Below are 13,831 nucleotides of genomic sequence, written 5' to 3'. Positions count from 1 at the left end.
GACCCTGATTCACCTGGCGCAGCCGCAGCAACAACCGCTGCTGGAACTGCCGGACTTCCTGCTCGAGCACATGGTGCCGGTGCTGATCATCCTCGGCGCGGCCTGTGTCTCGGTGCTCTTCGAAGCGCTGCTGCCCCGGCATCTGCGCTGGTCGGTACAGGTGTTCCTGAGCCTGTTCTCGATCGCCGCGGCCGGTGCGGTGCTGGTCACCAAGGGCCTTGGCGAGGCAGGCACCGGGGTGCTGCCGATGGCCAAGGCGCTGGCGGTGGACTACCCCACGCTGTTCCTGTGGGGCACGCTGCTGGCACTGGGCTTCGGCTCGATCCTGCTGATCGCGGACCGTTCGGTGGAGCGCGGCGGCTACTTCGTGGCGCACGCCGCGATCCGCCCCGGCACCATCCAGGACCGGGCGCAGGCGGCCACCACCGGCATGCAGACCGAGGTCTTCCCGCTGGCGCTGTTCGCCCTCGGCGGCATGATGACCTTCGTCGCGGCCAATGACCTGCTGACCATGTTCATCGCGCTGGAGGTGCTCAGCCTCCCGCTGTACCTGCTCTGCGCGCTGGCCCGCCGCCGGCGGCTGATCTCGCAGGAAGCCGCGGTCAAGTACTTCCTGCTCGGCGCGTTCGCCTCGGCCTTCTTCCTCTACGGCCTGGCGCTGCTCTACGGCTACGCGGGCTCGGTCAACCTGGCCGCGATCGCCAACGCGGCCGCGGGCAACGAGCGCTCCGACACCCTGCTCTACGCCGGGGTCGGCCTGCTGGTGGTCGGCCTGCTGTTCAAGGCCGCGGTCGGCCCGTTCCACACCTGGAGCCCGGACGTCTACCAGGGCGCGCCGACTCCGGTGACCGCGTTCATGGCCGCCTGCACCAAGGTGGCGGCCTTCGGCGCGATCCTGCGGGTCTTCCAGGTGGCGCTGAAGTCCAGCAGCTGGGAGTGGCAGTACGTGCTGTGGGCGGTGGCCATCGTGTCCATGGTCATCGGCGCTGTGCTCGGTCTCACGCAGAGCGACATCAAGCGGATGATCGCCTACTCCTCGGTGGCGCACGCGGGCTTCCTGCTCGTGGGCTCGATCGCGCTCACCCCGCAGGGGCTGTCCGGCACGATGTTCTACCTGCTGGCCTACGGCTTCACCACGCTGGCGGTCTTCGGCGTGATCAGCCTGGTCCGGGATTCGCACGGGGAGGCCACCGACATCTCCCAGTGGGCCGGTCTGGCCAAGCGGTCGCCACTGGTGGCCGCGGTGTTCACCTTCCTGCTGCTCGCACTGGCCGGCATCCCGCTCACCAGCGGGTTCATCGGCAAGTTCGTGGTGTTCGCGGCGGCGATCGAGGACGGGGCCGCTCCGCTGGTCGTGGTCGGCCTGGTCACCAGTGCGATCGCGGCGTTCTTCTACCTGCGGATCATCGTGCTGATGTACTTCCAGGAGCCCGCGGAGGACGGTCCCACGGTCACCGTGCCTGGGGCGTTCACGGTCATGGCCATCACACTCGGTGTGACCGTGACCTTGCTGCTCGGAGTCGTGCCGCAGTTCGCCCTCGACTGGGCGGACCTCGGAGTGTTCGCCTTCTGAGTGCTACGTAGGCTGCAAGTGTGACGACGAGTGAGCAGGCCGGTCGGGGCGCCGGCATCGTGCTGGCAGACCCCGACCTGGAGGCCACGGTTCTGGCCGGGCTGGCCGCGGTCGAGGAGCTGCTGCAGGACTCGGTCCGCAGCGACCTCGACTTCGCGACCGAGGCATCCCTGCACCTGATGGAGGCGGGCGGAAAACGAATCCGCCCGCTCTTCGCCCTCCTGGCCGCCCACTTCGGCGACCCGGGCCGCCAGGAGGTCATCACCTCCGCCGTCGTGGTGGAGCTGATCCACCTGGCCACGCTCTACCACGACGATGTGATGGACGAGGCCCCGATGCGGCGCGGCGCGCTCAGCGCGAACGCCCGCTGGAACAACTCGGTGGCCATCCTCACCGGCGACTTCCTGTTCGCGCACGCGTCCAGGCTGGTGGCCGACCTCGGCACCGACGCGGCCCGGATCATCGCCAACACCTTCGCCGAACTGGTCACCGGCCAGATGCGGGAGACCGTCGGCCCGGCCGAGGGCGCCGACCCGGTCACCCACTACCTCTCGGTGATCGATGAGAAGACCGGTTCGCTGATCGCCACCGCGGGCCGCTTCGGCGGCATGTTCTCCGGCGTGCCAGAGGAACAGGTCGAGGCGCTGTGCCGGTACGGCGACGTGATCGGCGCGGCCTTCCAGATCTCCGACGACATCATCGACATCGCCTCGCCCGCGGTGGAGTCCGGCAAGACCCCCGGCACCGACCTGCGCGAGGGCGTGCGCACGCTGCCGATGCTCTACGCGCTGGCCGAGGACCACGTCTCCGGCGCCCGGCTGCGTGAGCTGCTGTCCCGGCCGCTGGACACCGACGTCGAGGTCGAGGAGGCGCTGGAGCTGCTCCGGGCGTCCTCGGGCCTGGAAGAGGCGCGCAAGACCCTCAGCGAGTACTCCGAGCGCGCGCACGCCGCCCTGGTGGACCTGCCGGACTGCCCGGCCCGCTCCGCGCTGTCCGCGCTGGCCAACTTCGTGGTGGCCCGCTCCCAGTAGCTCAGGAGCCCACGGTGACCTGCGGAGCCGGTTCGGCCCGGCTCCGCAGCACCCGCCGGGCGGCCAGCACGCCGTCCACGGTGAAGACCATCACGGCCACCCAGACCAGCGCGAACCCGGCCCAGCGGGCAGGCGACATCGGCTCGTGCAGCACCAGCACGCCCCAGGCGAACTGCAGGATCGGCGCGAGGTACTGCAGGATGCCCAGCGTGGTCATGGACACCCGCCGCGCGGCGATGCTGAACATCAGCAGCGGCAGCGCGGTGATCGGCCCCGAGGCCATCAGCAGCAGATCGTGGCCGGTGAGCCCGGTGGTGAAGGTGCCTTGCGCGCCCAGCCAGACCAGGAACCCGATCGCGGGCAGGCCCAGCACCAGGCTCTCCGCGGTCAGCGAGTCCACCGCGGCCAGCTTCGAGGTCTTCTTGATCAGCCCGTAGGTGCCGAAGCTCGCGGCCAGCACCAGCGCGAGCACCGGCACGTCGCCGTGCTCGAAGGTCAGCACGCACACCGCGGCGCCGCCGACGGCCACCGCGGCCCACTGCGCCCCGCGCAGCCGCTCGTTGAACACCAGCACCCCGAAGAGCACCGAGACCAGCGGGTTGATGAAGTAGCCCAGCGAGGTTTCCACCACCTGCCCGCTGGTCACCCCGTAGATGTAGACGCCCCAGTTGATCGCGATGAGCACCGCACCGGCGCCTGCCATCAGCCAGCCGCCGGGGGAGAGCCGCCAGAGGATCTTGCCGCGGCGCAGCACCAGGGTGACCAAGGCCATCACCGCCAGGGTCCAGACCAGGCGATGTGCCAGGATCTCCAGTGGACCGGCGGGTGCCAGCAGGGGCCAGAAGGCGGGGAAGAAACCCCAGAGCACGTACGCGCCCGCCCCGCACGCCAGGCCGGCCGCGCCGGCCGAGGAGGAAGGCGACGACGGCACGGATCGAGCCTACGCCGCGGCGCTGACGGCCCGACAAGTAACTTCGTCACATCAACTGTCGCCACCTGGTCAACCAGACGCGGCGGGCGGCCCCGCGGGTTAGGGTTCGGCAAGGTTTCACCTGCGCGCGGAAAGCGCCAAAGAAAGTGGAAAAGGCCGGAGGGATGTCGCGGTGTCGTCGTTGTTCGGGCAGGTCTGGCTGTGGAGCCTGCTCGCATTCGTGATCGGTGGCCTGGCCACCTGGGTGCTCTTCGTCACCCCGGCCCGCCGTGAGCTGGCCGCGCTGGAGGACGAGCGCGCCACCCGCCGACCGGACCCGGTCGCCCCGACCGTGATCCGCCACGACGAGGACGACGAGATCGTCTTCGAACCCCTCCCCACGCCGAAGCCGGTCCGTCCCATCGCCACCGGCGAGGAGACCACGGTCCTGCCCACCCAGCCCAAGGCGGAGCAGCCCAAGACCGCCCTGTTCACCCCCGTCTCCACCCCGGAACCCCGCACCTCCATCTTCACCCCGGCCGAGGAGACCACCACCCAGGCCGACGCCCCGTGGGAACGCCGCCGCGAACCCACCTGGTCCCAGCCCGCCGAGCCCGCGCCCACCCAGCAGTGGTCCGCCCCGCGCCCGGAGGAGACCCGCCGCCCGGAACCGGCCCCGACCCAGCAGTGGTCCGCGCAACGCGCCGAAGCGGACACCCCGCCCGCCGAGCCCGCCGCCACCCAGCAGTGGTCGGCCCCCCGCACCGAGGACGAGGAACCCGCCCTGCAGTGGCACGAGGACACCTCCTCCCGCCCCGCCGAGCCCGCGGCCGCACCGACCAAGGCATGGTCGGCCGATCGCGCCGAGGACACCCAGCGCGCGGAGCCCGCCCCGACCCAGCAGTGGTCCGCTGATCGCGCCGAGGACTCCCGCCGCGCCGAGCCCGCCGCCACCCCGCAGTGGCCGGCCGACGCGGAGCCCGCGCCCACCCAGGCGTGGTCCGCCGAGCGCCCAGAGGACACCCGCCGCGAACCGGCTCCCACCCAGCAGTGGTCCGCGCAGCGTGCCGACGAGGACTTCCGCCGGTCCGAGCCCGCGCCGACCCAGCAGTGGTCCGCCCAGCCCCCGGCCGACGAGCCCGTGACCGCGCACCTGGAGGCCCCGGCCTCCCACCTGGAGGCGGACGACCAGCAGCCCTGGTCGGCCACCCACCCCGAACCCCCGGCCCCGGTCACCCGCCCCGCCGAGCAACCGACCACCGCGCTCTTCGCCCCGGTCGGCGAGCCCGCCGAAGCCCAGCCCGAGCCGGACGACCGGCCGCTGTTCTTCGAGGCCGAGACCCCGGCCTACGGCATCCCGAAGAACGAGATCCTCAACGCCCTGGAAGAGGACCCGGAACCCCGCCAGGCCCAGCGCCCGGTGCCTGCCCCCGCACCGCCCGCGCCGCAGGTGAGCGCGCCGCCGGAGCTGGACGTCACCGACACCGAGCTGGCCGATCACCGCCCGGCCCGGCCGCCGCGGCCGGCCCAGCGGGTGGCGCCGCCGCAGTTCCCGCCGCGGCCGTTGCCGCCGCAGGACCTCCAGGCCAGGGACACCGCCTACTTCCAGCACCTGGCCGCCTCCAGCGGTCCTGGCAACCCGCCCTCGGTGCCCGCACCGCCGCGCCAGATGCCGCCGGTGCCGCCCGCGCCGCCGCGGCCGGTGACCCCGGCCGAGCAGCCGCCGCCCCCGGTGGCGCCCGCCGAACCGCCCGCACCGCAGGGTGAGCGGTCCCGGTCGTTGTTCGAGCCGGTGATCGATCCCGACCGGCAGTGACATGGAGAAGGCCCCCGGGGAACGTTCCCCGGGGGCCTTTCTCGTTGCTACGTCAGGACATCAGGCCAGTACGGTCCAGGTGTCCTTGCCGCGGAGCAGACCCGCCAGGTCGGGGGTCTTGCCCTGCTTGGCCTGTTCCACCTGGGCGCGGGCCTGGTCGTCGTAGGTCGGGCGGGGCACCGAGCGGAACACACCGGTGACGGTGTAGTCCAGGTTCTGCCCACCCAGCCGGGACAGCGCGAAGGCGTAGCTGGGGTCCTGCAGGGTCGCGTCGTGCACCACCAGCGCGTCCTCGCCGACCTCGTCCACCTTGCGCACCACGAACGAGCCGTGCTGGCCCTCCCGGATCACGCCGTACTCCTGCTCGGCGCCGAACCGGATCGGCTTGCCGTGCTCCAGCGGCACGATCCGCCGTTCCTTCTCGCCCGGCTCCTTGAGCACGTCGAACGCGCCGTCGTTGAAGATCGGGCAGTTCTGGTAGATCTCCACCAGCGCGCTGCCCCGGTGCGCGGCGGCCTGCCGCAGCACGTCGGTCAGCCCGGCCCGGTCGGTGTCCAGCGCCCGGCCCACGAAGCTCGTCTCCGCGCCCAGCGCCAGCGAGATCGGGTTGAACGGGTGGTCCAGCGAACCCATCGGGGTCGACTTGGTCACCTTGCCGACCTCGGAGGTCGGCGAGTACTGGCCCTTGGTGAGCCCGTAGATCCGGTTGTTGAACAGCAGGATCTTCAGGTTCACGTTGCGGCGCAGCGCGTGGATCAGGTGGTTGCCGCCGATGGAGAGCGCGTCACCGTCACCGGTGACCACCCACACCGACAGGTCCGGCCGCGACACCGAGAGTCCGGTGGCGATGGCGGGCGCCCGCCCGTGGATGGAGTGCACCCCGTAGGTGTTCATGTAGTACGGGAAACGCGAGGAGCAGCCGATGCCGGAGACGAAGACGATGTTCTCCCGCTTGAGCCCCAGCTCCGGCAGGAAGCTCTGCATCGCGTTCAGGATGATGTAGTCACCACATCCCGGACACCAGCGCACCTCCTGGTCGGACTTGAAGACCTTGGCGGTCTGCTTCTCATCCGTCGTCGGAACACCGTCCAGGCCGCCGATGATCGGCAACCCGATGTCGACCGCGGTCATGCCTTGACCCCCTGGATGATCTCGATGAACACGTCCTGGAGTTCCTCGGCCTTGAACGGGGTACCCGCGACCTTGGTGTGGCTGATCGCGTCCACCAGGTACTTGGCCCGCAACAGCAACGCGAGCTGGCCGAGGTTCATTTCCGGGACGAGCACCTTGCTGTAGCTGCCCAGCACCTCACCCAGGTTGTTCGGGAACGGGTTCAGGTGCCGCAGATGGGCGTGCGCGACCTTGAGGCCCAGCCTGCGCACCCGGCGCGCGGCGGCGCCGATCGGTCCGAAGGTGGAGCCCCAGCCGACCACGAGCACTTCGGCGTCGCCGGTCGGGTCGTCCACCACGAGGTCCGGCACGTCCACGCCGTCGATCTTGGCCTGGCGCAGGCGGACCATCTTGTCGTGGTTGTCCGGGTCGTAGGAGATGTTCCCCTTGCCGTCGCCCTTCTCCAGCCCGCCGATCCGGTGCTCCAGCCCCGGCGTGCCCGGCACGGCCCACGGACGCGCGAGCGTCTCCGGGTCGCGCAGGTACGGCCAGAACTCACCGGAGCCATCGGGCGCGTTCGGCTCGGTGGCGAAGGTGACCCGCAGGTCGGGCAGGGTGTCGACGTCGGGGATGAGCCACGGCTCGGACCCGTTGGCGATGTAGCCGTCGGAGAGCAGCAGCACCGGGGTGCGGTACTTCAGCGCGATCCGGACGGCGTCCACGGCCATCTCGAAACAGTCCGCGGGCGTGGCCGGGGCCAGCACCGGGACCGGAGCCTCGCCGTTGCGGCCGAACATGGCCTGCAACAGGTCGGCCTGTTCGGTCTTGGTCGGCAGCCCGGTGGACGGACCGCCCCGCTGCACGTCGATGATCAGCAGCGGCAGCTCGGTCATCACCGCGAGGCCGATGGTCTCCGACTTCAGCGCGATGCCGGGGCCGGAGGTGGTGGTCACGCCCAGCGCGCCACCGTAGGCCGCGCCCAGCGCCGCGCCGATGCCGGCGATCTCGTCCTCGGCCTGGAAGGTGGTGATGCTGAAGTGCTTGTGCCGGGACAGCTCGTGCAGGATGTCCGAGGCAGGCGTGATCGGGTAGGTGCCGAGGAAGACGGGCAGCTCGGAACGCTGTCCGGCGGCCACGATCCCGTAGGCCAGCGCGGTGTTTCCGGTGATCTGCCGGTAGGTGCCCTCGGCCAGCTTGGCCGGGGCGACCTGGTAGGTCACCGCGAACGCCTCGGTGGTCTCGCCGTAGTTCCAGCCGGTGCGGAAGGCCAGCACGTTGGCCTCGGCGATGTCGGGCTTCTTGGCGAACTTCTCCCGCAGGAAGCGTTCGGTGCCCTCGGTCGGCCGGTGGTACATCCAGGACAGCAGCCCCAGCGCGAACATGTTCTTCGCGCGCTCGGCGTCCTTCTTCGACAGCCCGGTGGGCTCCAGCGCACCGCGGGTCAGGGTGGCCATGGCCACCCTGTGCACCGCGTACGGCTCCAGCGAGCCGTCCTCCAGCGGGTCGGCGGCGTAGCCGACCTTGCTGAGGTTGCGCTTGTTGAACTCATCGGTGTTGACGATGAGGATGCCGCCGTGCGGCAGGTCCTCGATGTTCGCCTTCAGTGCCGCGGGGTTCATCGCGACCAGGACGTCCGGCCGGTCGCCCGGGGTGAGGATGTCGTAGTCGGCGAAGTGGAGCTGGAAGCTGGAAACCCCGGGCAGGGTTCCTGCGGGCGCCCTGATCTCGGCGGGGAAGTTGGGCAGCGTGGCCAGGTCGTTGCCGAAGGCCGCCGCCTCCGACGTGAACCGGTCGCCGGTCAGCTGCATACCGTCACCGGAGTCGCCGGCGAACCTGATGACCACTCGGTCGAGCTTGCGGACCTCAGCGGTCTCGTGGCCCGGGGTGCTCACACTCATGGGCTCGCGATCCCTCTCTTACCTCACGCGCCTGATCGGCCGTTACTAACGCCGATGCTCCCCCAGCGAGGGTAGTCCGGGTCGGGGGCCATCAGCGTCGGGGAACTCACGCTTCGGATTTGCTGGAACTACCTTGACAACGCTGTGAACACGGTAAGGGTGCCCTTGGCGCACTCTCGGGATAGAGACGCAGGTCACACGCGTCGTTCCAAAAGCGCACAACGGCTCTAGGCGTAACCCGCGACTGCTGGCTACTTCCCGCTGATCCGGGCCTTCATCGCGGCCAGTCGCTCGGCGAAGGCCGGGCTGTTCATCGAGATGAGCTGGGAGACCAGTTCGACCTCGACCGCCTCGGCGTGCTCGGCCACCGCGGCGGTGCGGCGCATGGACTGCTTGGTGGCCAGCACGAGTTCGCGCGGCGCCCCGGCAGAAGCGGCGGCCAGCTCTACCGCCGCGTCGACCACATCTGCCGGTTCGCCGGGTGTCCGTGCCCACACCAGACCGGCCTTCTCGGCCGCCTCGGCGTCCAGGACCTGACCGAACAGGGCCATCGCCATCGCGGTCTGCGGGCCGACGATGCGGTCCAGCATCCAGGTCATGCCGCCGCCGGGGTGGATGCCCAGCTGCAGGAAGCGGGCGTCGAAGCGGGCCAGCGGACCGGCCAGGCGCACATCGCAGGCCAGTGCGAGGTTCAGCCCGGCGCCGACCGCGGCCCCGTTGACCGCGGCGATGGTCGGCAGCGCGCAGTCGGCCACGGCGAGGAAACCGGCGTAGATGGTGCGCAGGCCGGCCTCGCGGGACTCGCCGAGCGCGGTCAGGTCGGCGCCAGCGCAGAAGGCGGGCGGGGCGCCGGTGACCACCACGGCGTTCACCTCGCCGTTGTGCTCGCAGGCGGTGACCGCCTCGGCCAGCCGGGTGGAGATGGCCGGGGTCAGGGCGTTGCGGCGGTCGGGCGCGTTGATCGTGATGACCGCCACCCGGCCACGCTGCTCCAGGAGCACCTCAGCTGACATGGCCGTGATCCTGCCGCATCGGGTTGGCAAAGTGCCCATCCGGGCGGTGATTTCCGCCTCTTCAGCGAGGCGGTTCCGGCGCGGGCGGGCGCTCCAGCAGGGTCGAGAGGATGACCGTGGAGACGGTGCGGTCGACGAAGTCCAGCGCGCGCAGCCGTTCCAGCGCGGTCTCCAGGTGGTGGATGTCGCCTGCCCGCAGGTGCACGATCGCGTCGGCCGAGCCGGAGACGGTGTAGGCGGCCACCACCTCGGGCAGGGATTCCAGCCCGGCGCGGATCTTGCCGGGGGTCACGTTGCCCTGTCCGTGCACCTCCACGAAGGCCTCGGTGCCCCAGCCGAGCGCCTCCGGGTCGACCACCGCCGTGAAGCCACGTAACACGCCCGTATCCAGCAACTTGTCCACCCGGCGCTTCACCGCGGGAGCGGACAGACCGACGCTGGAACCGATCTCCGCGTAGCTGGATCGGGCGTTGGCGACCAGGCACGAAATGATTCGATGGTCGATGGTGTCCATGCGCAACATTCTGCCCCATTCCGGGCGCGATGCGGTGTTGAACGAACGTCATGTGGCCATTTACATTTCGAATCATGTCCTCCGCTCTCGACGTCTCGCCCGCCGCCTCGGTGGAGACCTCCGCGATCGCCGCCCCGGCGGTGCGCACGCCGACTCGTCGTCGTTACCTGATGTGCCCGCCGCGTTACTTCACGGTGGAGTACTCGATCAACCCCTGGATGGATCCCAGCCAGCCGGTCAGCGCGGACCGGGCGCTGGAGCAGTGGACTGCGCTCAAAACCACCTACGAGTCCCTCGGCCACCAGGTCGAGGTGATCGAACCGGCCCCCGGCCTGCCGGACATGGTCTTCGCGGCCAACTCCGGCACCGTGGTCGACGGCAGGGTGCTGGGCGCCCGCTTCCGCGCCGAACAGCGCGCGGACGAGGCCGAGCACTTCCGCCAGTGGTTCCTGGCACACGGCTACCGCGACGTGGTCATGCCCACCCGGATCAACGAGGCCGAGGGCGACTTCGCCTGGACCGGCCGCCTGCTGCTGGCAGGCACCGGCTTCCGCACCGACGCCGGCGCGCACGCCGAGGCCCAGGAGGTGCTCGGCGTCCCGGTGGTCTCCCTGCAGCTGGTCGACCCGCGCTACTACCACCTGGACACCGCGCTCGCGGTGCTCGACGACCGCCCGGAACAGGGCCTGGTCGTCTACTACCCGGAGGCCTTCTCCACCGGCTCCCAGCAGGTCCTGCGCTGGCTGTTCCCGGACGCGGTGCTGGCCACCGCCGAGGACGCGGCCTGCCTGGGCCTCAACGGCGTCTCCGACGGCCGCAACGTCATCCTGCCCACCGAGGCCACCGCACTGGGCGAACGCCTGGCCCTGCGCGGTTTCCAGCCCGTCTACGTGGACATCTCCGAACTCCGCAAGTCCGGCGGCGGCCCGAAGTGCTGCACCATGGAGCTGCGCGGCTGACCTCGCCCACGCAGTGCCGTTCCGTAGTCCCAGTTTGAAGGCCTCATACGTGGGTTGACCCGCCCCGATGCTGCCAATGGCGTCAGTGTCGGCAGGTCACGGTCTGCCGCTGACTGCGGCCTTCTGCGGGTGTCTGCGGAACATATGTGGAACAAGAAGAGCCCCCGGCGCGATCATCGCCGGGGCTACTTCGTGCCAGTCTACCTGCGCAAACACTATTGGTCGGGCCGACGGCTCTACTAAGACGGCGAGCGACCTCGCTGCGACGCTCGCGGGGCCTTGAGCCTCACGTCGGCGCTGTCGCGTGGTTACTTCCCGCGAATCCGTAGGCCCAGCGGTGAGTCGGGCCGAAGGATCGCGTCACAAACGCGGTGCCCGGAGTCCTTGGCGCCACCGGCGAACGACAGATCTCCTTTGGCGGTCCGCTTCGCGGCTACGCCTTCCCAGTACTGGGGCTCGCGATCCCAGCGGATATCCTTAAGAATTGAGACGAATTCTTCACGTTTCATCGGGGCTTCGTCGGCAGACCACGGCATCGTGGTATGTGCGGCCGCGCCGACGCCGGCCAACACCGCTGGTGTCGTAATGGCGGTTCGCCTGGAAAACTCGTCCGAGAAGGTGGAAATGATCAGAGACACTGTCGCTGCAACCTGGTCGCGAACTTCAGTCGACTGAAAGTTGGGAATTCGACTCGAATCGATCGTCCCTGAGGTCTCTTCGATTCCAGGCTTCCCTAGCATGACCGTGGCGGCGAGCGATCGCAGCGCCGACAGGGTGACCCACTCCTCATCGGTCTTGGCGAGCTGACGCTTCTTGGTGTTCACGTACTTCGCGAAGTCCACGAGCTTGCCGTCGACCTGAACCCTGGTCATGGCCATAGCATGTTGGGCCACTGTAGTGCCGAAGTCGCGCTGGTCCATCGAGAGTGCGAGGGTCTTCGCGACGGGCACGCCGAACAGGTTTCGGTCATGAAAGATCTGCCGCGCTTCCTCGCTTGAGATTCCCCAATAAAGCTCGTAGGGTACGGCCATATCTGTGAGTTCGGAGTCGTCAAGATCAAATGCATCAGGGTCGTTCATGATCTTATGCATGGCCGCGACTTGAGTTTCTGCATCGATCGCAATAACCGGGTTTCCAAGCGGGAGTGAAGCAACTACTGGGCGGCCAAGTCCTGGTTCTTCTGAGTCCTCGCCAGCGATCCGGAGGGGACGTGAAGACCAGAGGCATAGAGGCGGTGTCGACCACGCCTTGCCGAGGTCGCCTCGAATTCCTGCTGCGATGTACGACGCGTACGACGCAACATTACGCCCCTTCTGGGTTCCTTTGAGGAGGCGTTGCACGGTCGCGCGAAGCTCGGCGTGCTCACGAAGCCGGCGGTCGAAGCGAAGCGCGCCCTTCGTTTCTTCGAGGATGGGATCCGGGACGAGGGTCAGCAGGGTGCCCCAGCTCATGACACCGATTGCTGCCTGGTCCCTGAACAGCATCAGATGTACCGGTACGCCCTCGTGCATGGCGGCCATAGGGGCTCCTTGTCGTGCAGGAAGGGCTTGAGGCCCAGGTCTGGATGCGTCTCGACCATAGGGCCGCTGGCGCTCGCTCGCAACCCCGCACGCTCGTGTTTGCGAACTGCGGGGAGGCATTGCGCGGCGTGTTGCGTCCCGCTGCTGCTTCGGTCTACTCTACGGGCCTACGCAGCGCCACGAGCTGCACGGCGCGCACGGGAAGGTTGTATCCGCGGTTGGGGAGACGGTGCAGGTGTGCCGGGTGCACACCTGACTGGGGCTTCGTCGCGCGGCGTGGCCTGCTGCGCGAAGCAGGAGAAATAGAAACGGCCCCGTTGCCGGGGCCGTCGGGCCAAGGCTGCTCACCTTGGCGTGGTATGGCCATACCCTACCGGAGACGTAGGGCTGATCGCCAGGGAGGACCCCGTGGTGCGAGTCACCGCCTACGTCGATGGCTTCAACCTCTACTACGGCCTCAAGGCCGCGTCCGGCCGCAAGCACTTGTGGCTGGACCTTGAGTCGTTGGCGACCAGCTTGCTCCGTCCTGACCAGCAACTGGAGGGCGTCCAGTACTTCACCGCGGCCGTCCGCAACGATCCGACCGGCCTCCAGCGTCAGTCGGACTACCTTCACGCTCTCACGCATCACTGCCCACGGTTGACGGTGGTCAACGGCCGTTTCCAGCTGAAGGACCGTTTTTGCCGGACCTGCAACTCCCATTGGAACGTGTACGAGGAGAAGGAGACGGACGTCAGCATCGCCGTGGCGATGGTCGAGGACGCCGCGTGCGACCGCTACGACGTGGCTCTTCTGATCTCAGGCGACAGTGACCTGTGCCCTGGAGTTCGCGCGGTTAAGCGGATGTGTCCGGAGAAGCGGATCATCGTGGCCTTCCCGCCGAAGCGTCACTCCGGCGACCTCGCACGGGCTGTCGATGGCTCCTTTACCATCGGCGACGCCAAGATCCGCCAGGCGCAGTTGCCTGCGACTGTTACGACCTCGGGTGGGGTTGCGATTCCGCGGCCGGCGTACTGGGCGTGATGCCTGGTGCTTCGCCTGAGAAACAGGAGTCCGGACGCGAAGGTTCCGGGGACAGTCAGTTCCGAGGGGCCTTCTCATCCGTGTAGTGGGGGTTCGTCACGCGTTGCCGTTCAACATGGCGTCGATCTTCTGACTTGACTTCTCCTGCTGCCCGTCCAGCACCTTCGCGTAGACCTTCAACAGGACGTCGACCATGTGCCCAGCCCGCTCCGCGACCTCAGCCGGAGGCCGCCGCGAGCCACGTGGAGATTGCCGCGTGGCGGAGCGAGCACGGGGTGTCCGCCAACGGCGACTAGACCTGCTCCGGCGAGAGCGCGAGCTCACGAACCCGCCCCCACTCGTGGGTGTAGACCGTCGAGTTGATCGGTCCCCGCTAGGCAGTTTGGTCGAGCTGAGCCCGGCTGCCTGCCGCGCCTGTGGACAGCTCGCCGCCTAGACGGCGTCGACGAGCCCACAGTCTTGCC

11 protein-coding genes are annotated in these 13,831 nt (G+C 69.1%); 5 read left to right on the top strand and 6 right to left on the bottom strand.

What is annotated here, in order from left to right:
• Window positions 1-70: 70 nt before the first annotated feature.
• Entirely contained in the window at window positions 71-1,573 is a 1,503-nt protein-coding gene (gene nuoN, locus HNR67_RS02675; RefSeq protein WP_246492808.1) for an NADH-quinone oxidoreductase subunit NuoN, read from the top strand.
• Between the two features lie 20 nt (window positions 1,574-1,593).
• Window positions 1,594-2,604 carry a polyprenyl synthetase family protein gene (locus HNR67_RS02670; RefSeq protein WP_185000546.1) on the top strand — a complete coding sequence of 337 codons (1,011 nt, stop codon included), beginning with the start codon at window positions 1,594-1,596 and terminating at the stop codon, window positions 2,602-2,604.
• A gap of 1 nt (window position 2,605) precedes the next feature.
• On the opposite strand, the gene rarD is transcribed toward HNR67_RS02670, so the two are convergent.
• Window positions 2,606-3,535: an EamA family transporter RarD gene (gene rarD, locus HNR67_RS02665; RefSeq protein WP_185000545.1), complete on the bottom strand. Its 930-nt coding sequence runs from the start codon at window positions 3,533-3,535 to the stop codon at window positions 2,606-2,608.
• Between the two features lie 172 nt (window positions 3,536-3,707).
• On the opposite strand from rarD, the gene HNR67_RS02660 reads away from it, so the two are divergent.
• Entirely contained in the window at window positions 3,708-5,330 is a 1,623-nt protein-coding gene (locus HNR67_RS02660; RefSeq protein WP_185000544.1) for a hypothetical protein, read from the top strand.
• A 60-nt stretch (window positions 5,331-5,390) separates the two neighbouring features.
• On the opposite strand, the gene HNR67_RS02655 is transcribed toward HNR67_RS02660, so the two are convergent.
• The 4 genes from HNR67_RS02655 to HNR67_RS02640 all read right to left on the bottom strand — a co-directional run bounded on the left by HNR67_RS02655 (window position 5,391) and on the right by HNR67_RS02640 (window position 9,865).
• On the bottom strand, window positions 5,391-6,461 hold the full coding sequence (locus HNR67_RS02655; protein ID WP_185000543.1) for a 2-oxoacid:ferredoxin oxidoreductase subunit beta: 1,071 nt from the start codon (window positions 6,459-6,461) through the stop codon (window positions 5,391-5,393).
• Window positions 6,458-8,338, bottom strand: a complete 1,881-nt coding sequence (locus HNR67_RS02650; protein WP_185000542.1) for a 2-oxoacid:acceptor oxidoreductase subunit alpha — start codon at window positions 8,336-8,338, stop codon at window positions 6,458-6,460. Before HNR67_RS02650 ends, HNR67_RS02655 begins: the two co-directional genes overlap by 4 nt.
• 251 nt (window positions 8,339-8,589) lie before the next feature.
• Complete coding sequence (locus HNR67_RS02645; protein ID WP_185000540.1) at window positions 8,590-9,351, bottom strand: enoyl-CoA hydratase; 762 nt, start codon at window positions 9,349-9,351, stop codon at window positions 8,590-8,592.
• Window positions 9,352-9,412: 61 nt separating this feature from the next.
• On the bottom strand, window positions 9,413-9,865 hold the full coding sequence (locus tag HNR67_RS02640) for an Lrp/AsnC family transcriptional regulator (RefSeq protein ID WP_185000538.1): 453 nt from the start codon (window positions 9,863-9,865) through the stop codon (window positions 9,413-9,415).
• Between the two features lie 74 nt (window positions 9,866-9,939).
• Between HNR67_RS02640 and ddaH the strand changes: the two genes are divergently transcribed.
• The gene (ddaH, locus tag HNR67_RS02635; RefSeq protein ID WP_185000537.1) at window positions 9,940-10,824 is read left to right on the top strand and encodes a dimethylargininase; all 885 of its coding nucleotides are present in this window, start codon (window positions 9,940-9,942) and stop codon (window positions 10,822-10,824) included.
• Window positions 10,825-11,132: 308 nt separating this feature from the next.
• On the opposite strand, the gene HNR67_RS02630 is transcribed toward ddaH, so the two are convergent.
• Window positions 11,133-12,344, bottom strand: a complete 1,212-nt coding sequence (locus HNR67_RS02630) for a DNA sulfur modification protein DndB (protein ID WP_185000535.1) — start codon at window positions 12,342-12,344, stop codon at window positions 11,133-11,135.
• A gap of 408 nt (window positions 12,345-12,752) precedes the next feature.
• Between HNR67_RS02630 and HNR67_RS02625 the strand changes: the two genes are divergently transcribed.
• Window positions 12,753-13,367 (top strand): NYN domain-containing protein, encoded by a 615-nt coding sequence (locus tag HNR67_RS02625; RefSeq protein ID WP_185000533.1) that lies wholly within the window; start codon window positions 12,753-12,755, stop codon window positions 13,365-13,367.
• The last annotated feature ends 464 nt before the right edge of the window (window positions 13,368-13,831 follow it).

It is taken from the genome of Crossiella cryophila (genome assembly GCF_014204915.1).
Classification (GTDB): domain Bacteria; phylum Actinomycetota; class Actinomycetes; order Mycobacteriales; family Pseudonocardiaceae; genus Crossiella; species Crossiella cryophila.
The sequence above is the reverse complement of the archived record's forward strand: the minus strand, read 5'-3'. Positions and strand labels throughout refer to the sequence as shown.